An 18,062-nucleotide genomic window follows, 5' to 3' on the forward strand; every position below is an offset into this window, starting at 1 on the left:
AAGAGCGCGCCAAACGTAAATGGCGCGTCCACTTGGCGTAGCGCCCCAGCCTCAGAGATTATGACATATGGCACTTCGCAACATCGCGATCATCGCGCACGTTGACCATGGCAAAACCACCCTCGTCGACGAGCTTCTGAAACAGTCCGGTTCGTTCCGCGAGAACCAGCGCGTCATGGAACGCGTCATGGACTCCAACGACATCGAAAAAGAGCGCGGCATCACCATTCTCGCCAAGGCGACCTCGATCGAGTGGAAAGACACGCGCATCAACATCGTCGACACGCCCGGCCACGCCGACTTCGGCGGTGAAGTCGAGCGCATCCTCTCGATGGTGGATGGCGCAATCGTTCTCGTCGACGCTGCCGAAGGCCCGATGCCGCAGACCAAGTTCGTCGTCGGCAAGGCGCTGAAGGTCGGCCTGCGCCCGATCGTTGCGATCAACAAGATCGACCGTCCGGATGCACGCGCCGAAGAAGTCGTCAACGAAGTCTTCGACCTCTTTGCCGCGCTCGACGCAACCGACGAACAGCTCGACTTTCCGATCCTTTACGGCTCCGGCCGTGCCGGCTGGATGAATTTCGACCCGGCAGGCCCGACCGATGAAGGTCTGGCACCGCTGCTCGACCTCGTCGTCAAGCACGTTCCGGCGCCGACGGTCGAAGAAGGTCCGTTCCGCATGATCGGCACGATCCTGGAAGCCAACAACTTCCTCGGCCGCATCATCACGGGCCGCATCGCCTCCGGCTCGATCAAGCCGAACCAGGCCGTCAAGGTTCTTGGTCAGGACGGCAAGCTGATCGAACAGGGCCGTATCTCCAAGATCCTCGCCTTCCGCGGTATCGAGCGCCAGCCGATCGAAGAGGCCCATGCGGGCGACATCGTCGCGATCGCCGGCCTCTCCAAGGGCACAGTCGCCGACACGTTCTGCGATCCCTCCGTTGCCGAAGCCATGAAGGCGCAGCCGATCGATCCGCCGACCGTCACCATGTCCTTCATCGTCAACGACTCGCCGCTTGCCGGCACGGAAGGCGACAAGGTCACGAGCCGCGTCATCCGCGACCGTCTGATGAAGGAAGCCGAAGGCAACGTCGCCCTGAAGATCGAGGAAAGCGCCGACAAGGACTCGTTCTTCGTTTCCGGCCGCGGCGAACTTCAGCTGGCGGTTCTGATCGAAAACATGCGCCGCGAAGGCTTCGAGCTTGCCGTTTCGCGTCCGCGCGTCGTCATGCACAAGGACGAGGCCGGCCAGCTGCTGGAGCCGATCGAAGAAGTCCTGATCGACGTTGACGAAGAACATTCCGGTGTCGTCGTCCAGAAGATGTCGGAGCGCAAGGCCGAGATGGTCGAGCTTCGTCCGTCGGGCGGCAACCGCGTCCGTCTCGTCTTCTACGCGCCGACCCGCGGCCTCATCGGCTACCAGTCGGAACTGCTGACCGATACGCGCGGCACGGCGATCATGAACCGTCTGTTCCACAGCTACCAGCCCTACAAGGGCGAGATCGGCGGCCGTGTGAACGGCGTGCTGCTCGCCAACGAAGCCGGCGAAGCCGTAGCCTATGCCCTGTTCAACCTGGAAGACCGCGGCCCGATGATCATCGACGCCGGCGAGAAGGTCTATATGGGCATGATCATCGGCATCCATTCGCGCGACAACGACCTCGAGGTCAACGTGCTGAAGGGCAAGAAGCTCACCAACATCCGCGCTGCCGGCAAGGATGAAGCCGTGAAGCTGACGCCGCCGATCCGCATGACGCTCGAGCGCGCGCTCTCCTGGATCCAGGAGGACGAGCTGGTCGAAGTGACGCCGAAGTCCATCCGCCTGCGCAAGATGTATCTCGACGCCAACGACCGCAAGCGCTTCGAAAAGTCGAAGGCCGCCCTCTAAGCGTTCCTCGTCATATCCTTCGAAAACCCCGGCCTTTGCGTCGGGGTTTTTTATTGTGCGCTGCGTCGATTCCGGCTTGTGACAATCGTTAAAAAAGCGTTAAAATTTGCTTGTCGTCCACATATCAAGCCTGTGGGCAATCGATCACCATGCGCTCGCCGCATATGGTTAATTGCCTCCGGCAGGACCAGAGTAAGCGTTATGAAGACGTTGTCGATCGATGTCCGGCGGGCCGAACCGCACGATGCCCGAGCCATTTCGGAAGCTCACCGGCTTTCCTGGCAGCATACTTATGCGGGTATCATTCCGCATCGCGCTCTGACCCAGATGATCGAGCGGCGCGGGGAGAACTGGTGGCGCAAAGCCACGCGCGGCCCGGCGACGCTGCTCGTTCTGGACGTGGCGGGAACCGTTGCCGGTTATGCCACCCTCGGTCTCAATCGCGCGCGCGCATTGCCTCAGGAAGGCGAAATCTACGAGCTTTATCTGCGCCCGGAATATCAGGGCATTGGCCTCGGCAAGCTGCTTTTCGGTGAGGCCCGCAGGCTGTTGAAGTCCCTCGGCTGTAATGGCCTGGTCGTCTGGTGCCTGGAAGAAAACGAAAATGCCGCCAGCTTTTATCGCGACCATGGCGGAATCGATTTCTGCGAAGGCATGGAAAATTTCGACCATAAGCAGATCAAAAAGATCGGCTTCATCTGGAACTGATTGCGGACGGCGCGGTCACCACATCTTCCATTAGAAAATATAGATATTGTAGCCCCTCGCATGTTAAGCATTGCTTGCGAGGTATGTTGCGTTGCGTCATGAAACCGATTAACTGGCTTCGAGCAATTCAACCTCCCGGGAGTTTCCTATGCGCATCGACGCCGTTTCAATCGGTAAGAATCCACCTGAAGACGTCAACGTTATCGTCGAGGTTCCGGTCGGCGGTCATCCGATCAAGTATGAAATGGACAAGGAAGCCGGCACGCTGGTCGTTGACCGTTTCCTCTACACGCCGATGACCTATCCGGGCAACTACGGCTTCGTTCCGCACACGCTTTCCGAAGACGGCGACCCGATCGACGTTCTCATCGCCAGCACCCGCCCGCTGGTCCCGGGCTGTGTGATCAACGTCCGCCCGATCGGCGTTCTGAAGATGGAAGACAATTCCGGCAAGGACGAGAAGATCATTGCCGTTCCCTCGCCGAAGCTGACGCTGCGCTACGAGAAGGTCAAGGATTACACCGACCTTCCGGAAATCACGCTGAAGCAGATCGAGCACTTCTTCGAGCACTACAAGGATCTGGAACCCGGCAAGTGGGTGAAGATCTACGGCTGGGGCGATTCCAAGGAAGCCGGCGCGCTCATCCTGGAAGCGATCGAGCGGGCCAAGAAGGAAAAAGCCTGATCTTCAGGCTGAGAGTGCTTCGAGCTTTCTGATCAAATCCTCCGGGTCGCCATCGATCCGGAGGATTTTTTTACGCGACGTGCCGCCGGAGACGAGTTCGATTGAGGATTTGGCGATGCCGAGCGATTTGGCGATGAATGCGATGAGCGCCTTGTTGGCTTTCCCCTTTTCCGGGACGGCGGTGACGCGCGCCTTTAGCAGCATTCCGCCTTCGCCATCGGATTCGATACCGTCGATGGCATCCCGCTCGCCGTTCGGCGTCAGCCGGACGGCGAGGCGGATATGATCGTCAAATTTCTTCCAGGGCGGGCTCAAACGACCAGCGGATAGATTGTCGTCCAGAGGAAGGAGCGCAGGAAGAAGATGATCAGCAACAGGATGATCGGCGAGATGTCGATGCCGCCGAGATTGGGCAGCAGGCGACGGATCGGGCGCAGTACAGGTTCGGTGACATTATAGAGGAACGTCCCGACCTGATTGACGAACTGGTTGCTGGAATTGATGACGTTGAATGCATAGAGCCAGGAGAAGATAGCGCTGGCGATCAGGATCCAGGTATAAATTTGCAAAGCCAAATCAATGGTTTGAAACAGCGCAATCATCGTCGTCTCCAATTCGTTGTTGACAGACATGTAGACATTGGCGACTAAACGAGCAAGTGCCGTGTGGAAGCCCACGGTGAATCATGTTTAACGGCCGCTTTTGCATGGCTTTTGGCGCCCGTTTCCTCGGAAAAAGCTTCATGCCGCTTTCGTCCTCCGGAGATCGTTTTGCCGCGTTCCGGCATCCGTCCTACACCCGCTTTTTCTTCGCGCGGTTCCTGCTTTCCTTCTCGCAGCAGATCGTCAGCGTTGCGGTGGGCTGGCAAATGTATGACCAGACGGGGAGCGCCATCTATCTCGGCCTGATCGGCCTTGTGCAGTTCCTGCCGTCTCTGGTGCTGATCCTTGTCACCGGTTCGGTGGCCGATCGGCACAATCGGCGCGCCATCGCTTCGATCTGCTCGCTCGTCAGTGCGCTCTGCACGCTGGCGCTCCTGGGGATGACGATTACTGGCAGCTTTTCACCGATCCCCGTCTTCGTCGTGCTCTTGATCTTCGGTGTCGAACGCGCCTTCATGACGCCGGCGGTGCAGTCGCTTGCGCCGAACCTCGTGCCGGAAAAGGATCTCTCCAACGCGATCGCCTGGAATTCGTCGTCCTGGCAGCTGGCGGCGATCACCGGCCCCGTGCTCGGCGGCCTGCTCTACGGCGTCAGCGCTTCGACGGCTTATTGGGTTGCCGTCATCTTCTCCGCGCTCGGCGCGATCCTGCTCTACATGATTCCCAAGCCGCCGCAGAAGACGACGGGCGAGGCCAAGAGCTGGGACATGATCCTCGGCGGCTTCCGTTATATCAGGGAGGAGAAGGTGGTGCTTGGCGCCATCTCGCTCGATCTCTTCGCTGTCCTGCTGGGCGGCGCGACCGCATTGATGCCGATCTTTGCGCGCGATATCCTGACGCTCGGTCCCTGGGGCCTCGGCCTGCTGCGCTCGGCGCCGGGTGTCGGTGCCATCATCATGGCGATCTTCCTTGCAGCCTATCCGCTCAAGCACAAAGCCGGCCTATATATGTTCATCGGCGTGGCGACATTCGGCCTGGGTACGATCGTGTTCGGGCTGTCGACCAATACCGAGGTTTCCATCGCGGCACTCGCCATCATGGGCGCTGCAGATATGATTTCCGTTTATGTCCGCGAGAGCCTGATCGCGCTCTGGACACCGGATCATCTGCGGGGACGCGTCAATGCCGTCAATACGGTCTTCGTCGGCGCGTCTAACGAGCTTGGTGAATTCCGGGCGGGTACCATGGCCTCGGTCTTCGGCGCCGTCCCGGCCGTCATCATCGGCGGCATCGGCACGCTTGCCGTGGCCGCCATCTGGGCAAGCAGTTTTCCCAAGCTCAGGAAGATCGATACTCTCGACGCGCCTATACGAGAAGCGGCGTAGCCGCTGCCGTCCTGCTCTCGAAAACGATATCCAGGAAATCGTCGAGCCAAGCCTTCAGCGGCGCATCGAACAGCATGCGGCCTTCAAGGTGTTCTCGTCCCTGTTGCGCGTTCGGCAGGATGAAGCGGTGGGCGCCGTGGACGACCCAGCGGTGCATCATTGCCCGCGTCAGCTCCGCGTGGAATTGCAGACCCCAGGCATTGCCATTGTAGCGGAAAGCCTGATTGGGATAGGCGTCGCCGGATGCCAGCAGCTCGGCGCCATGCGGCAGCTCGAAACCTTCCCGGTGGAAGTGGTAGACCATTTTCGGCCAGCGCATCAAAAGCCGGCCCTTCTCGGTGGAATGCAGCGGATACCAGCCGATTTCGGTCGATCCGTCACGATTGGCCGCGACCTTGCTGCCGAGCTGGCGCGCCAGCATCTGTGCGCCGAGGCAGATGCCGAGATAGGGACGGTTTTCCTTGAGCGGCACCTCCAGCCAGTCGATCTCGGCCTTGACGAATTCATCGGGATCGTTGGCGCTCATCGGGCCGCCGAAAATCACCGCGCCGGCATGGTCGTCGAGCGTGGAGGGCAGGCTGTCGCCGAGGACCGGACGGCGGATATCGAGATCGTAGCCTTTCTCGACGAGAAGCTGGCCAACACGACCGGGGCTGGAGCGCTCCTGATGAAGAATGATGAGAATGGGGCGCCTGTCGCCCCTTACGATCCTGTCAGTCGGCATCGTCCTGCACCACCTGTGCATCCGTGACCCGCGCGGCAGCCTCCTGCCGCTTCTGGATACGCTCGCGCGAGGAAACGCCCAGGAGATCGGCGATCCGCCAGATCACGTGATCTTCCATTTCGCTGCGCTCGCCATCGGCATAGACGATATCCCAGAGAATGCCGATCAGTTCCAGCCGCTGTTCGGTATCGAGATGTCTCTTCAGATCGGACGTGAAACGGAAATAGTCGACCGCCGTGCTTTCGGCTTCCAGTCCGGCGGCCATCAAGGCGTCGAGCTGTTTGCCGTCGAGCGCATATTGCTCCTTGAGCAGTTTGCGCAGCCGTTTCTTCTCGCTGTCCTTGATCTGGCCGTCGGCCTCCATGACCTGCATGCAGAGCGCGGCGACCGCGATACGCGGGTCATCGGGGGCAAAGCCTGATTTCGGACGGTCGGCGGTCAGATTCTGGAAGAATGCCTGAAAGCGTTCGAACATACGGTTTTTCGTTCCAATTCAGAAGAGGCGGAGCCGCGTCCTGGGTTCCGGTTCCATCTTGGGATCGCGGACGCCAGGGTCATCCGGCAGGCCGCCAAAGAAAGGTTTCGGTTCGGGCGCGGCGGGAGCCGGCCGGGAGGTGGACGGTTCGGAAGCCTTTGCCGATGCCGGCGTCGGTGCTGCGGGGCGAACGGCTTCGGCGATCGTCGCGGCCCGTTCGAGCTCGATGATGCGGTGGTCGTTGACCACGCTTTCCGGGCGGGTTTCACGCAGCGGCGGCAAGGTCTTCAGTGCCGTCTCGATCGAAACGGCCGACCCTTCCTCGACGGGGCCTTCGAGCTGGCCGAAAGGTGCCCTCCATTCGAATGCGTCGAGGCGACCGGTCACTGGCGAGACCGGCAGCCATTTGTCGGAAACAAAACCATCGGCAACCCAGGCCGGATCGCGCGGCGCCTTCAGCGCCTGTGCCAGCCAGTGGCGGACGCGGCCCTGATCGCCGGTTTCGGCTTCCTCGATATCGGCAAGCAGAAGGAAAGCGGCTTCGCGCGGTTCGATGCGGGCAGCGGCCTCTGCCTTGGCGCGGGCCTTGGCGAATTCCTGTGCGTCGAGCGCGGCTTGGGCAACAACGAGAAGGGCGTCGACATTGTTCGGCCGCATGCCTTCCAACCGCTCGGCGCGCTTCAGTCGATCGAGCGTGGAATCGCCGCTGCGGGCGCGGACATAGACGCGGCCGATCTCCGGATGCGGTCCGGCCTTCCACGCCTGCTCGAGGATGGAAGCGGCCTTGCGGATGCCGCCTTCGCGAAACAGCGCCTTTGCGGCGATAAGGGCGGCGGGCACGAAATCCGCGGACAGTTTCAGCGCTTGCAAGGCGTTATCACGGGCGCCGGCGGGATTGCTTTCCAGCTGGTCATCGGCGCGTGCAGTCAATAGCACCGCATGGAGACGGTTTGCCTCGGCCTTTTCGATCACCTTGGCAGCCTTCTGCTGTTCCAGCAGGCGGATGGCATCGTCCCAGCGGCCGGACTGGCTGCGATATTCGAGCGTCGCCTGCGCGGCCCAAGGCAGATAGGGCGCGTTGTCGGCGGCCTTTTCCGCATATTGGCGGGCGGCCTCGTTGGCGCCGAGGCGCTTGGCTTCAAGATAGAGGCCGCGCAGACCGAGCTCCCGGGTCTCCGGGTCGTTGGCCATGGCCTCGAACTTGGAGCGCGCCTCGTCGTGGCGGCCTTCGATAAGGGCGGCCTGCGCCTCCAGGAGATTGATCAGCGGCTCCTGATCGGCGCGGATGAGGCCGCGCGAGCGGGCCGCCATCTTGCGGGCGAGCAGCGCATTGCCGGCGCCGGCGGCAATGAGGCCGGTCGACAGGGCCTGGTAGCCGCGATCACGTTTGCGGGCGCGGAAATAGCGCGTCACGGAATGCGGCGAGGTCCAGATCAGTCGAACGAGCCACCAGGCCACCATGACGGCCGCGACCAGCGCAATGATGGCGCTTGCCGCGACGATCAGCTTGGTCTGATAGATCTGGCCCTCCCAGATCAGCGACAGATCGCCGGGGCGATCGGCAAGCCAGGAGAAGCCATAGGCGAGAATGAGGACGAGGAGTGCAAAGACAACCAGGCGGACCATGCTCATCCTTCCTTGCCGGTGCCGGAAACGGCCTTGGAGAGTGCGCTGCCGACGAGATCCTCGACGCGGATGCGGGCCTCGAGCGATTGTTTGAAGGCCGCGGACGCCTGTTTGGCGGCGGCGGGCAGGCTGTTCCATTCGGTGGCTGCACCGGGCAGATCGCCGTTCTTCACCTTGTCCTCCATGCGCGCTGCAATCGCCTCCACGCTTTCACCTTCGACATTGCCGACGGGGCGGACCGACACCAGGGATTTGGCGCTCGACATCAACCGGTCCGACCAGCTCTGGTTGGGATCGGGCTGGTTGACGGATTCGACGATGGCAGTGGCGACATCGGGCACCTGGCGGATCAGCTCGGCGCGCGAGGGCACGCCGGTTTCGGCAAAGCCGCGCAGATCGGTCGCGGCCGGATCATCCGGCGCGACGCCGGCGAACGTATCGAGTTCGGCGATGAAGGGACCGCCGCGGTCGATTGCGGCCTTGAGGGCCGCGGCTGCGATGGCGCGGGCGACCGCAACATCCTCGCGCGGCTCGTTCAGCTTCTTTTCGGCTTCGGCAAGACGGCTGGAAATATCGGCACCGCTGGAGGCCTGCTGCTCGGTGGTCTGCGCAAGGCTCGTCTTCAACTGGTCGATCTGAGCGGTCAGATCTGCAATCTTCCGGTTGAGTGCTTCGACATCGGCCGAGCCGGGCGATGCCCCGGGCACCGATGCCGGAGGGGCCGTTTCGAGGGCCGCGATACGCCTTTCGAGGGCGCTGTTATCGGCAGCCGGCGGATTGGCGGCAAGGCTTGCGACGGATTGCTTGAGGCCCTCGATCTCGCCGGAAAGATCGGCCATCTCGACCGCGTTGTCCGGCCGGGTGGAGGAGCCCGGCAGATAACCGGCATATTGAATGGCGCCGGCGCCAACCAGCGCGACGAGGCCGCCGAAGATGCCCGCGGCGATCAGGCCGGATGTCACCGCGCCCCTTTGTGGCGCAAGCGACTGCGCCGCTTCCGATGGTGGCGGCTCCTTGGACGCGGGCTCTTCCTGTGCGCCTGCCGCGCGCTCGCTCTCATGTTCCGACAGTGGTTCCCCCTGGGCTTGCGCGGTGGTTACGGCTTCGGTGGCAGGGGCACTTTCGGCCGCTTGCGGGGCTTCGTCGGCAGGTTTCCCAGGATCGTTCGCCGAGGCGAAGTCCTGCGCGTCCAGGTCGATCGTGACCGGTTCGTCGGAGCTCTTCGAGTGGCGTGGCGGATTTCCCGATACCATGAGGTCCTCATTATCCTGCATTGCAACGAAACTAGACAGGGATGGCAATTAAGGGAAGAGGTTAGATCAAATTTGGGCGGCTAAAGCCTTCAAAGCAGCGACAAAAGGCTTTTTTCATCCGGCAGCGGCGAAATCTCCAGGGCTCTCCTCAAAAGCGGTGGAACAGCTTCCGCAACAGTGTTGCTGAGGCAGATGAGACGGATCTTCGGCAGCCGCAGCAGAAGGGGTTCCACCTGCGGGATATTAAACAGATTTCCGGCCGTCTGACGCGAGTAGAAAAGAACCGCATCGGGAGGGTTGTTCGTCAGAAGAGCCGTCACGGTTTCCGGGTTGGGAGCAAGCGGCTCCATCCGGTAACATTCGGCCACGGAGAAATGCCGCCCGAGCTCCTTCAGTCGCGCCTCGAAGGTTTCGGCGCGGGGATTGCCGGCGAGATAGACGAGTCCGTCGATATTGTCTGCCGCGATCAAGTCGGCCAGTTCGCGGCCGCTGCCGGATGACGCCGTGACCGAGCGGAACCCCAGCCTGCGGGCCTCGTCGGCTGTCGTTTCGCCGACGGCAAAGACATGGCGCGAAAGGTGGCGTGAAAGTGCCTCGCCCAGGGGCTCCAAGCTGCGCACCGCTTCGGCGCTCGTTGCGGCGATCGGCCCGGCGGTTGTTTCCAGAGCCTGGCGCGCGGCTGCCATGTCGTGCACGGGGCGGGTAAGCGGCAGCAAGAGCGGTTCGTGGCCCAGCTCGCGTAAACGTTGAGCGGTTCGCTCGCCCGAATGCGCCGGACGGGTGACGAGCACGCGCATAAGGACTAGCTCCAGTCCTCGAAGAAGCTGCTGCCGGCCCTTGCACGCACATCCTGTCCGGCGCGGGTGCCGAGTGCAGCCGCATCGCGGCGATGACCGTCGATGGTGATCGCATGCTGGTGGCGGCCGTCCGGCGTGAGGATGAGGCCAGAGAAGCGGAGCTGATCGCCCTCGCAAACGGCATAACCGCCGATCGGCGTGCGACAGGATCCGTCAAGAGCGGCAAGGAAAGCGCGCTCGCAGGAGACGGTGTCGAAGGTCGGCGCATCGTTGATTGGCGCCAGCAGCTCATCGATCCTGGCATCGCCGATGCGGCTTTCGAGACAGATGGCGCCCTGTGCCGGGGCGGGCGGGAAACTGTCCGGATCGAGAATGTCGGTGATGACCTCGACCTTGCCGAGACGCTTGAGACCGGCAAGCGCCAGAAGCGTCGCGTCAACCTCGCCTTCCCGTAGCTTGCGCAAGCGTGTGTCGACAAGGCCGCGGAAGGTGATGACGTTGATATCGGGCCGCATGCGGCGGATGAGGGCCTGGCGGCGAAGCGAGGACGAGCCGACGGTTGCGCCATGCGGCAGGTCGATCAGCTTTGGTGCCGTGCGCCCGACGACGGCGTCGCGGATGTCTTCGCGCGGAAGGTAGGCGGAAAGGTAGAGGCCTTCCGGAAGGACCGTCGGCATGTCCTTGCTGGAATGCACGGCGAAATCGAGATCACCGGCGACGAGCTGCTGCTCCAGTTCCTGGGTGAAAAGTCCCTTGCCGCCGATCTCGGCCAGCGAACGATCGGTGATGCGGTCGCCCTTGGTCGTCAGCACGACGATTTCGAACATCTCCTCCGGCAGGTTGTGGGCTGCCATCAGCCGATCGCGGGCTTCGTGTGCCTGTGCCAGCGCCAGCGGGCTGCCGCGCGTGCCGATCCGGAAAGGTTTTGTTTGCATCCGCTTTGATCCGTTGTTACCGGAGTTCTCGTAAACGGGTTTAATCCCTATCGCAATCAACGAACAGGTTTCATGGCTCCCTTTCTGCGCATTCTCGGCATCGAGACAAGCTGCGACGAGACGGCCGCCGCAGTCGTCGAGCGCGATGCGGAAGGCCGCTCCAACGTGCTGTCGGATGTCGTTCTTTCCCAGCTGGACGAGCACAGCGCCTATGGCGGCGTGGTGCCGGAGATCGCCGCACGCGCCCATGTCGAGGCGCTGGACGAGCTCATCGACGAGGCGCTGAAGCGCGCCAATGTGTCGCTCTCGGATGTCGATGCGATCGCGGCGACCTCAGGTCCCGGCCTGATCGGTGGCCTGCTTGTGGGGCTTATGACCGGCAAGGCGATCGCCAGGGCGGCCGGCAAGCCGCTTTATGCGGTCAACCATCTGGAAGGCCATGCGCTGACGGCGCGGCTGACGGACGGGCTTTCCTTTCCCTATCTGATGCTGCTCGTCTCCGGCGGCCATACGCAGCTCATCCTCGTGCGGGGTATCGGCGATTATGAACGCTGGGGCACGACGATCGACGATGCGCTCGGCGAGGCCTTCGACAAGACGGCAAAACTGCTGGGCCTTCCCTATCCCGGCGGTCCGGCGGTGGAGCGGATGGCGCAGGCAGGCAATGCCGATCGTTTCAATTTCCCGCGGCCGCTGGTCGGCGAAGCACGGCTCGACTTTTCCTTTTCCGGCCTGAAGACGGCCGTGCGGCAGGCGGCGACCGAAATCGCGCCGCTGACCGATCAGGATGTCGCCGATATCTGCGCCTCTTTCCAGAAGGCGATCTCCCGCACGATGAAGGATCGTATCGGCCGCGGTCTGCAGCGGTTCAAGGCGCAATTCGCCAATCTGCCGCAAAAGCCGGCGCTGGTGGTTGCCGGCGGTGTCGCCGCCAATCAGGAAATCCGCAGCACCTTGCAGGCGCTGTGCGACACGAACGGTTTCCGCTTCATCGCGCCGCCGCTCAGGCTCTGCACCGACAATGCCGTGATGATCGCCTGGGCGGGACTGGAGCGTATGGCCAAGGGAGTTGCGCCTGACGATCTCGACGTGCAGCCGCGCTCGCGCTGGCCGCTCGATTCCAGGGCCGAGACGCTGATCGGCTTCGGGAAGCGAGGAGCCAAGGCATGAGCGAGCGCATCGCGGTCGTCGGATCGGGGGCTTTCGGCACGGCGCTTGCCGCCGTCATCGCCCTGACCGGGCGAAATTCGGCCGTTCTCGTCGGCCGCAATCCCGCGCTGATGGAAGATCTGAAGACCGAACGACGGCACGAGGCTGTGCTGCCCGGCATTCCGCTGCCTGAAGCATTGGAATTTTCCGCCGATGCGGACGCGATCGGAAGGGCCGGCATTGTGCTTTTTGCCGTGCCCTCGCAGGCACAGGCGGATGCCGCACGGCAGTATGGTCCTTATCTGGCTAAGGATGCGGTTGTCGTCACCTGCGCCAAGGGCATCGAACGCAAGACCGGCGCGCTTTTGACGGACATGCTGGAGCAGGAACTGCCCGATCATCCTGTCGGCGTGCTGTCAGGCCCGGGCTTTGCCGCCGATATCGCCAAGGGGCTGCCGACGGCCATGGCGATTGCCGCCGCCGACATGCAGGTGGCCGAGCGGCTGGCGCAGGCGATCTCCGGCCGCACGTTCCGGCTCTATGCTTCGGCGGACCGTATCGGCGTGCAGCTTGGCGGCGCTTTGAAGAACGTTCTGGCGATTGCGTGTGGTATCGTCGAAGGCAGCGGCATTGGCGATTCGGCGCGTGCCGCGCTGATTGCCCGCGGGCTTGCCGAGATGTCGCGCCTCATCGTTGCCAAGGGCGGCCATGCCGATACGGCACGGGGGCTTTCCGGCCTCGGCGATCTGGTGCTGACGGCAACCAGCCATCAGTCGCGCAACCTGCGTTTCGGCATTGCGCTCGGGCGCGGCGAAAAGGTCGATCCGTCCCGTGGCGAGCTGGTGGAAGGCGCTTTTGCAGCGGCGGTTGCCTCGCGGCTTGCCGGAGAACTCGGTGTCGAGATGCCGATCACCGATGCGGTTTCGGCGATCATCGAGGGCAAGCTTGGCATTTCCGAAGCCATCGAACAATTGATGACACGTCCGATTACGACCGAATAGGAGACAGACATGCTTTTTGCCCTTCTCTGCAAGGACAAGCCCGGCCATCTCAACGTGCGTATGGAAACGCGCCCGACCCATCTCGATTATCTCAACAGGCTGAATGCCGAGGGCAGGCTTGCCATGGCCGGCCCGTTCCTCGACGCGGAAGGCAAGCCGAACGGCAGCCTCGTAATCGTCCATGCCGAAACGGTTGACGAGGCCAAGGCGCTTGGCGCGGCCGACCCTTACGCGCTGGCCGGTCTTTTCGAAAGCGTCGAAGTGAAGCCCTTCAACTGGGTCTTCAACAAGCCGGAGGCTTGAGCGGGATGGCACACTGGCTTTACAAATCCGAGCCTTCGGCCTGGTCCTGGGAACAGCAGAAGGCGGCGGGCGAGAAGGGCACCGAATGGACCGGCGTGCGCAACTACCTGGCACGCAACAATATGCGGGCCATGCAGATCGGCGACAAGGGTTTCTTCTATCATTCCAATGACGGGCTGGAGATCGTCGGTATCGTCGAGGTCTGCGCGCTGTCGCATCCGGATTCGACGGCCAAGGGCGACGACCGCTGGGATTGCGTCGATATCCGCGCGGTTATGGATGTGCCGAAGCCGGTGACGCTGAAGGACATCAAGGCAAACGAGAAGCTGTCCAAGATGTCGCTGGTCACGTCGATGCGGCTTTCCGTGCAGCCGGTGACGGACGAGGAATGGGTTGAAGTCTGCCGTATGGGCGGCCTCGACAACCCGCCGCGCTGAGCAGCCGTGAAAACCGATCCGGAAATCTTCATCCGCGCCAATACCAGCCTGCTTGCGCCGCCGCATGTGCCGGAAATCCGGCTCTACCTGGCGAGCGAAGCTCATGAGCTCTGGCTGAAGACGGAAGAGGAGCTGGAGGCAATCGGCCTGCCGCCGCCTTTCTGGGCCTTCGCCTGGGCGGGCGGGCAGGGGCTGGCCCGCTATGTTCTCGATCATCCCGAGACGGTTCGCGGCAAGCATGTCCTCGATTTTGCGAGCGGTTCCGGACTGGTGGGAATTGCCGCGGGCAAGGCAGGAGCCGCAAAGGTGCTGGCGGCCGATATCGATCCGTGGGCGCAGACGGCGGTGCGGCTGAATGCGGCGGCCAATTCAGTTTCGCTGGATTTCACCGGCTCCGATCTCATCGGCCAGAACATAGACGCGGATGTCGTGCTTGCGGGCGATGTCTTTTACGACAAGGCTTTCGCTGCCGCGCTGATACCGTGGTTCGAGGCGCTGGCAGACGCTGGCAAGGACGTGCTTGTCGGCGATCCGGGGCGAGCTTATCTGCCGAAAGACAGGCTGGAATTGCGGGCAGTCTATGAAGTGCCGGTCACACGAGCGCTGGAAGACAGCGAGATCAAGAAGACGAGTGTCTGGCGGTTCAGGCCTCAGGGCCTGATGACGCAGACATTGGCTTCATAAGAGCAGGGATCGTCGGCAATCCCGACATCGATGACCTTGGCTCTCGGCACAAGCTCCCGTACGGGCGCGGCCGCACGATAGTACCCGTCGCCCCCGACATAGGTTCCGCCATCCGTCTGATAGGCATAGGAGGAACCGGCGTAGAGACCGTTGCCTGGGGTATTCCGATCATAGTTCGCAGACGGGGACGCGATGACGACGATATTGCCGCGGCCGTAACGGCTTACCCCCGGATAGTTGAACTGCTTCAGAAAAGGCGTTCGGGGGCGATAGCGGACGACGTGGTTGCGGGTGAAGTGCAGGCCATTCTCCCAATGGGTATGCCTGCCAAGGAACACGCCGTCGTTAAAGCCGCGATGGCGCGGAAAACGATGATCGGCATTGCGCTCTCCGGCCGCGGCAGGCAGTGCCGTCAGCACCGCAAGGACAACAAGGGCGGTCTTGGACAGACTGCGAAACATGGGCCAAACTCCGAAACGCTAACAAATCGTTAACGCCAGATTGCGCCAAAAGCCTGATCTTGTCCACGCAGGCGTGTGGTCAGCTTAAAAATTGAGCGAAAGAGACGAGTTTCGCGGTCATGAAAACTTCCCGGTAACGCGAATCGATTAAATTAAAAGCAGGCAGCAATTATGCTTGTCGTCAGGGATTTCGGTGATTAAACGTCGAGATTGATGCAACGCACACAGAATTTTGTCATTCGTGTGGTTGACAGAGAAAAGCCCCTGACATCAAGGGCAAAGAGAAGACGCCGCGAGGTTCTGATGGCGAATGTGACAAACCGGCCCCTGTCGCCGCATCTGCAAATTTACAAGCCAATTCCCACCATGGTCATGTCCATCGTTCACCGTATCACCGGTGGCGCTTTGTACTTCGGTACGCTGCTGGTCGCCTGGTGGCTGATCGCGGCCGCCACCGGCCAGGCCTATTACGACTGGGCCAACTGGGTGCTTGGCAGCCTTATCGGAAAGCTTGTCCTGCTCGGTTATACCTGGGCGCTGATCCACCACCTGCTCGGCGGCTTCCGTCACTTCATGTGGGACCTCGGATATGGCTTCGAGAAGGAATTCTCGACCAAGCTCGCCATCGCCAATATCATCGGATCGCTCTGTCTGACCGTGCTGGTCTGGGTGATCGGCTTCATCATTCGCTTCTGAAGGTCGCACTCATGGATATGCGCACTCCTCTGGGCAAGGTTCGCGGCCTCGGCTCCGCCAAGGAAGGGACGGACCATTTCTGGCGCCAGCGCCTGACGGCCGTCGCCAACGTGCCCCTCATCATCTTCTTCGCGATCTTCATGATCGTCTATGCCGGCGCGCCTTATGCCGATGTGGTTCGAGCGCTTTCGAACCCGTTCGTTGCCGTCGTCATGGGTCTGGTGGTCATCTCCGGCACCATTCACATGAAGCTCGGCATGCAGGTCATCATCGAAGACTACGTTCACGGCGAGATCGGCAAGCTGCTGCTCCTGATGCTGAACACGTTCTTTGCGGTTCTCGTCGCCGGCCTCTGTCTCTTCGCCATTCTGAAAATTGCATTCGTAGGATAACCGTATCATGGCACCGTCTTCACCCGCTCAGAATGGGAAGGCCTACACCTATGTCGACCATTCCTATGACGTCATCGTCGTCGGCGCCGGCGGCGCCGGCCTGCGCGCCACGCTCGGCATGGCCGAACAGGGCTTCCGCACCGCCTGCATCACCAAGGTGTTCCCGACCCGTTCGCACACGGTTGCCGCCCAGGGCGGCATTGCCGCCTCGCTGCAGAACATGACGCCAGACAGCTGGCAGTGGCACCTCTACGACACCGTCAAGGGTTCCGACTGGCTCGGCGATGTCGATGCCATGCAGTATCTCACCATGGAAGCGCCGAAGGCGGTCTATGAGCTGGAGCATTACGGCGTGCCCTTCTCGCGCAACGAGGAAGGCAAGATCTACCAGCGCCCGTTCGGCGGTCACATGCAGAATTACGGTGAAGGTCCGCCGGTGCAGCGCACCTGCGCTGTCGCCGACCGTACCGGCCACGCGATCCTGCACACGCTCTATGGCCAGTCGCTGCGCAACAACGCCGAATTCTTCGTCGAATATTTCGCGCTCGACCTCATCATGTCCGACGATGGCAGCCGCTGCACCGGCGTCGTTGCCTGGTGCCTCGACGACGGCACGATCCATCGCTTCGCCGCCAAGATGGTGGTGCTTGCGACCGGCGGTTACGGCCGCGCCTATTTCTCGGCAACGTCGGCCCATACCTGCACCGGCGACGGCGGCGGTATGATCGCACGTGCCGGCCTGCCGCTGCAGGACATGGAATTCGTGCAGTTCCATCCGACCGGCATCTACGGCTCCGGCTGTCTGATCACGGAAGGTGCGCGCGGCGAAGGCGGTTATCTCGTCAATTCCGAGGGCGAGCGCTTCATGGAGCGCTATGCGCCGTCGGCCAAGGATCTGGCGTCGCGCGACGTCGTTTCGCGCTGCATGACGCTGGAAATTCGCGAAGGCCGTGGTGTCGGCAAGAACAAGGACCACATCTTCCTGCATCTCGACCATCTTGATCCGGCCGTTCTGCACGAGCGCCTGCCGGGCATTTCCGAGAGCGCCAAGATCTTCGCCGGCGTCGATGTGACCCGCGAGCCGATCCCGGTCCTGCCGACCGTCCACTATAACATGGGCGGCATTCCGACGAACTACTGGGGCGAGGTCCTGAATGCCGACAGCGCCAATCCGGAACGCGTCATTCCCGGCCTGATGGCTGTCGGCGAAGCCGGCTGCGCCTCGGTTCACGGCGCAAACCGCCTCGGCTCCAACTCGCTGATCGACCTCGTGGTCTTTGGACGCGCCGCCGCTATCCGCGCCGGCGAGATCATCGACCGCAACGAACCCGTGCCGGCGCTGAATGTTGCTGCCTGCGACAAGATCATGGACCGTTTCGACGGCCTGCGCTACGCCAATGGCGGTACGCCGACGGCGGTGCTGCGCGAGAAGATGCAGCGCGCCATGCAGGAAGACGCCGCCGTGTTCCGCACGCAGGAATCGCTGGAATCCGGCTGCCGCCGCCTTTCGGAAATCTGGGGCGAACTCAAGGACATCAAGGTCACCGACCGCTCGATGATCTGGAATTCCGACCTTGTCGAGACGCTGGAACTGCAGAACCTGATGGCCAATGCCATCACGACGATCTACGGCGCCGAGGCGCGCAAGGAAAGCCGCGGTTCGCATGCCCGCGAAGACTATACGTCCGGTCCGTTCGCCGGCCGCGACGACGTCAACTGGCGCAAGCACACGCTCGCCTGGGTAAACGAGGCAGGCGACGTGAAGCTCGACTACCGGCCTGTCCACACCGACCTCATCGCAGACGGCATCGATCCTCACAAGATCGAGCCGAAGGCGCGCGTATACTGATCAGAGGAACCT

21 protein-coding genes are annotated in these 18,062 nt (G+C 62.2%); 12 read left to right on the top strand and 9 right to left on the bottom strand.

The window, feature by feature from the left end:
* Positions 1–67 precede the first annotated feature (67 nt).
* From typA to ppa, 3 genes are all read left to right on the top strand, one after another.
* Positions 68–1,888 (top strand): translational GTPase TypA, encoded by a 1,821-nt coding sequence (gene typA / locus ACFPWW_RS20130; protein WP_112572893.1) that lies wholly within the window; start codon positions 68–70, stop codon positions 1,886–1,888.
* Positions 1,889–2,089: 201 nt separating this feature from the next.
* On the top strand, positions 2,090–2,596 hold the full coding sequence (locus tag ACFPWW_RS20135; protein ID WP_112572891.1) for a GNAT family N-acetyltransferase: 507 nt from the start codon (positions 2,090–2,092) through the stop codon (positions 2,594–2,596).
* 148 nt (positions 2,597–2,744) lie between these two features.
* Positions 2,745–3,281 carry an inorganic diphosphatase gene (ppa, locus tag ACFPWW_RS20140; protein ID WP_112572889.1) on the top strand — a complete coding sequence of 179 codons (537 nt, stop codon included), beginning with the start codon at positions 2,745–2,747 and terminating at the stop codon, positions 3,279–3,281.
* Positions 3,282–3,284: 3 nt separating this feature from the next.
* On the opposite strand, the gene ACFPWW_RS20145 is transcribed toward ppa, so the two are convergent.
* Both ACFPWW_RS20145 and ACFPWW_RS20150 read right to left on the bottom strand, forming a co-directional pair.
* The gene (locus ACFPWW_RS20145; protein WP_377313055.1) at positions 3,285–3,596 is read right to left on the bottom strand and encodes a DUF167 domain-containing protein; all 312 of its coding nucleotides are present in this window, start codon (positions 3,594–3,596) and stop codon (positions 3,285–3,287) included.
* Positions 3,593–3,883: a YggT family protein gene (locus ACFPWW_RS20150; protein ID WP_112572932.1), complete on the bottom strand. Its 291-nt coding sequence runs from the start codon at positions 3,881–3,883 to the stop codon at positions 3,593–3,595. The genes ACFPWW_RS20145 and ACFPWW_RS20150 overlap by 4 nt, the downstream gene beginning before the upstream one ends.
* A gap of 140 nt (positions 3,884–4,023) precedes the next feature.
* Here ACFPWW_RS20150 and ACFPWW_RS20155 point away from each other — a divergent pair, with 140 nt between their 5' ends.
* Entirely contained in the window at positions 4,024–5,268 is a 1,245-nt protein-coding gene (locus ACFPWW_RS20155) for an MFS transporter (RefSeq protein WP_377313056.1), read from the top strand.
* Here the strand turns inward: ACFPWW_RS20155 and ACFPWW_RS20160 are convergent.
* The 6 genes from ACFPWW_RS20160 to hemC form a co-directional block, all read right to left on the bottom strand.
* Positions 5,249–5,992 carry a glutamine amidotransferase gene (locus ACFPWW_RS20160; RefSeq protein WP_377313057.1) on the bottom strand — a complete coding sequence of 248 codons (744 nt, stop codon included), beginning with the start codon at positions 5,990–5,992 and terminating at the stop codon, positions 5,249–5,251. The two genes, ACFPWW_RS20155 and ACFPWW_RS20160, sit on opposite strands and share 20 nt — an antisense overlap.
* Positions 5,982–6,467 (bottom strand): TerB family tellurite resistance protein, encoded by a 486-nt coding sequence (locus tag ACFPWW_RS20165; RefSeq protein ID WP_112572882.1) that lies wholly within the window; start codon positions 6,465–6,467, stop codon positions 5,982–5,984. The genes ACFPWW_RS20160 and ACFPWW_RS20165 overlap by 11 nt, the downstream gene beginning before the upstream one ends.
* Before the next feature lie 18 nt (positions 6,468–6,485).
* Entirely contained in the window at positions 6,486–8,093 is a 1,608-nt protein-coding gene (locus ACFPWW_RS20170; protein WP_377313058.1) for a heme biosynthesis protein HemY, read from the bottom strand.
* A 2-nt stretch (positions 8,094–8,095) separates the two neighbouring features.
* The gene (locus ACFPWW_RS20175; RefSeq protein ID WP_377313059.1) at positions 8,096–9,367 is read right to left on the bottom strand and encodes a mitofilin family membrane protein; all 1,272 of its coding nucleotides are present in this window, start codon (positions 9,365–9,367) and stop codon (positions 8,096–8,098) included.
* Positions 9,368–9,435: 68 nt separating this feature from the next.
* Positions 9,436–10,143: a uroporphyrinogen-III synthase gene (locus ACFPWW_RS20180; protein WP_377313060.1), complete on the bottom strand. Its 708-nt coding sequence runs from the start codon at positions 10,141–10,143 to the stop codon at positions 9,436–9,438.
* Positions 10,144–10,148: 5 nt separating this feature from the next.
* The gene (hemC, locus tag ACFPWW_RS20185; RefSeq protein ID WP_377313061.1) at positions 10,149–11,078 is read right to left on the bottom strand and encodes a hydroxymethylbilane synthase; all 930 of its coding nucleotides are present in this window, start codon (positions 11,076–11,078) and stop codon (positions 10,149–10,151) included.
* A gap of 72 nt (positions 11,079–11,150) precedes the next feature.
* On the opposite strand from hemC, the gene tsaD reads away from it, so the two are divergent.
* The 5 genes from tsaD to ACFPWW_RS20210 are packed head-to-tail and all read left to right on the top strand — an operon-like array spanning position 11,151 to position 14,652.
* The gene (tsaD, locus tag ACFPWW_RS20190) at positions 11,151–12,248 is read left to right on the top strand and encodes a tRNA (adenosine(37)-N6)-threonylcarbamoyltransferase complex transferase subunit TsaD (RefSeq protein ID WP_377313062.1); all 1,098 of its coding nucleotides are present in this window, start codon (positions 11,151–11,153) and stop codon (positions 12,246–12,248) included.
* Complete coding sequence (locus ACFPWW_RS20195; protein WP_377313063.1) at positions 12,245–13,228, top strand: NAD(P)H-dependent glycerol-3-phosphate dehydrogenase; 984 nt, start codon at positions 12,245–12,247, stop codon at positions 13,226–13,228. The genes tsaD and ACFPWW_RS20195 overlap by 4 nt, the downstream gene beginning before the upstream one ends.
* 9 nt (positions 13,229–13,237) lie before the next feature.
* Positions 13,238–13,531 carry a YciI-like protein gene (locus ACFPWW_RS20200; RefSeq protein ID WP_377313064.1) on the top strand — a complete coding sequence of 98 codons (294 nt, stop codon included), beginning with the start codon at positions 13,238–13,240 and terminating at the stop codon, positions 13,529–13,531.
* Between the two features lie 5 nt (positions 13,532–13,536).
* Positions 13,537–13,968, top strand: coding sequence for an EVE domain-containing protein (locus ACFPWW_RS20205; RefSeq protein WP_112572867.1), 432 nt, complete (start codon positions 13,537–13,539; stop codon positions 13,966–13,968).
* Between the two features lie 6 nt (positions 13,969–13,974).
* Positions 13,975–14,652: a class I SAM-dependent methyltransferase gene (locus tag ACFPWW_RS20210; protein ID WP_377313065.1), complete on the top strand. Its 678-nt coding sequence runs from the start codon at positions 13,975–13,977 to the stop codon at positions 14,650–14,652.
* On the opposite strand, the gene ACFPWW_RS20215 is transcribed toward ACFPWW_RS20210, so the two are convergent.
* Entirely contained in the window at positions 14,619–15,113 is a 495-nt protein-coding gene (locus tag ACFPWW_RS20215; protein ID WP_377313066.1) for a hypothetical protein, read from the bottom strand. The genes ACFPWW_RS20210 and ACFPWW_RS20215 overlap by 34 nt on opposite strands.
* Before the next feature lie 303 nt (positions 15,114–15,416).
* Here ACFPWW_RS20215 and sdhC point away from each other — a divergent pair, with 303 nt between their 5' ends.
* Genes sdhC through sdhA form a run of 3 tightly spaced genes read left to right on the top strand, consistent with a single transcriptional unit; the run spans position 15,417 to position 18,050 of the window.
* Positions 15,417–15,809 (top strand): succinate dehydrogenase, cytochrome b556 subunit, encoded by a 393-nt coding sequence (gene sdhC / locus ACFPWW_RS20220; RefSeq protein ID WP_112756509.1) that lies wholly within the window; start codon positions 15,417–15,419, stop codon positions 15,807–15,809.
* Positions 15,810–15,820: 11 nt separating this feature from the next.
* Positions 15,821–16,201, top strand: coding sequence for a succinate dehydrogenase, hydrophobic membrane anchor protein (gene sdhD / locus ACFPWW_RS20225; protein ID WP_112571911.1), 381 nt, complete (start codon positions 15,821–15,823; stop codon positions 16,199–16,201).
* 7 nt (positions 16,202–16,208) lie between these two features.
* On the top strand, positions 16,209–18,050 hold the full coding sequence (gene sdhA, locus ACFPWW_RS20230) for a succinate dehydrogenase flavoprotein subunit (protein WP_162702949.1): 1,842 nt from the start codon (positions 16,209–16,211) through the stop codon (positions 18,048–18,050).
* Positions 18,051–18,062: the final 12 nt, after the last annotated feature.

It is taken from the genome of Rhizobium sp. GCM10022189, assembly GCF_042656325.1.
GTDB lineage: Bacteria > Pseudomonadota > Alphaproteobacteria > Rhizobiales > Rhizobiaceae > Rhizobium.

Coding starts and splice junctions, on each gene's coding strand:
- typA (WP_112572893.1), top strand. CDS start 68: ATGGCACTTCGCAACATCGCGATCATCGCGCACGTTGACCATGGCAAA.
- ACFPWW_RS20135 (WP_112572891.1), top strand. CDS start 2,090: ATGAAGACGTTGTCGATCGATGTCCGGCGGGCCGAACCGCACGATGCC.
- ppa (WP_112572889.1), top strand. CDS start 2,745: ATGCGCATCGACGCCGTTTCAATCGGTAAGAATCCACCTGAAGACGTC.
- ACFPWW_RS20150 (WP_112572932.1), bottom strand. CDS start 3,883: ATGATTGCGCTGTTTCAAACCATTGATTTGGCTTTGCAAATTTATACC.
- ACFPWW_RS20155 (WP_377313056.1), top strand. CDS start 4,024: ATGCCGCTTTCGTCCTCCGGAGATCGTTTTGCCGCGTTCCGGCATCCG.
- ACFPWW_RS20160 (WP_377313057.1), bottom strand. CDS start 5,992: ATGCCGACTGACAGGATCGTAAGGGGCGACAGGCGCCCCATTCTCATC.
- ACFPWW_RS20165 (WP_112572882.1), bottom strand. CDS start 6,467: ATGTTCGAACGCTTTCAGGCATTCTTCCAGAATCTGACCGCCGACCGT.
- ACFPWW_RS20170 (WP_377313058.1), bottom strand. CDS start 8,093: ATGGTCCGCCTGGTTGTCTTTGCACTCCTCGTCCTCATTCTCGCCTAT.
- ACFPWW_RS20175 (WP_377313059.1), bottom strand. CDS start 9,367: ATGCAGGATAATGAGGACCTCATGGTATCGGGAAATCCGCCACGCCAC.
- ACFPWW_RS20180 (WP_377313060.1), bottom strand. CDS start 10,143: ATGCGCGTGCTCGTCACCCGTCCGGCGCATTCGGGCGAGCGAACCGCT.
- hemC (WP_377313061.1), bottom strand. CDS start 11,078: ATGCAAACAAAACCTTTCCGGATCGGCACGCGCGGCAGCCCGCTGGCG.
- tsaD (WP_377313062.1), top strand. CDS start 11,151: ATGGCTCCCTTTCTGCGCATTCTCGGCATCGAGACAAGCTGCGACGAG.
- ACFPWW_RS20195 (WP_377313063.1), top strand. CDS start 12,245: ATGAGCGAGCGCATCGCGGTCGTCGGATCGGGGGCTTTCGGCACGGCG.
- ACFPWW_RS20200 (WP_377313064.1), top strand. CDS start 13,238: ATGCTTTTTGCCCTTCTCTGCAAGGACAAGCCCGGCCATCTCAACGTG.
- ACFPWW_RS20205 (WP_112572867.1), top strand. CDS start 13,537: ATGGCACACTGGCTTTACAAATCCGAGCCTTCGGCCTGGTCCTGGGAA.
- ACFPWW_RS20215 (WP_377313066.1), bottom strand. CDS start 15,113: ATGTTTCGCAGTCTGTCCAAGACCGCCCTTGTTGTCCTTGCGGTGCTG.
- sdhC (WP_112756509.1), top strand. CDS start 15,417: ATGGCGAATGTGACAAACCGGCCCCTGTCGCCGCATCTGCAAATTTAC.
- sdhD (WP_112571911.1), top strand. CDS start 15,821: ATGGATATGCGCACTCCTCTGGGCAAGGTTCGCGGCCTCGGCTCCGCC.
- sdhA (WP_162702949.1), top strand. CDS start 16,209: ATGGCACCGTCTTCACCCGCTCAGAATGGGAAGGCCTACACCTATGTC.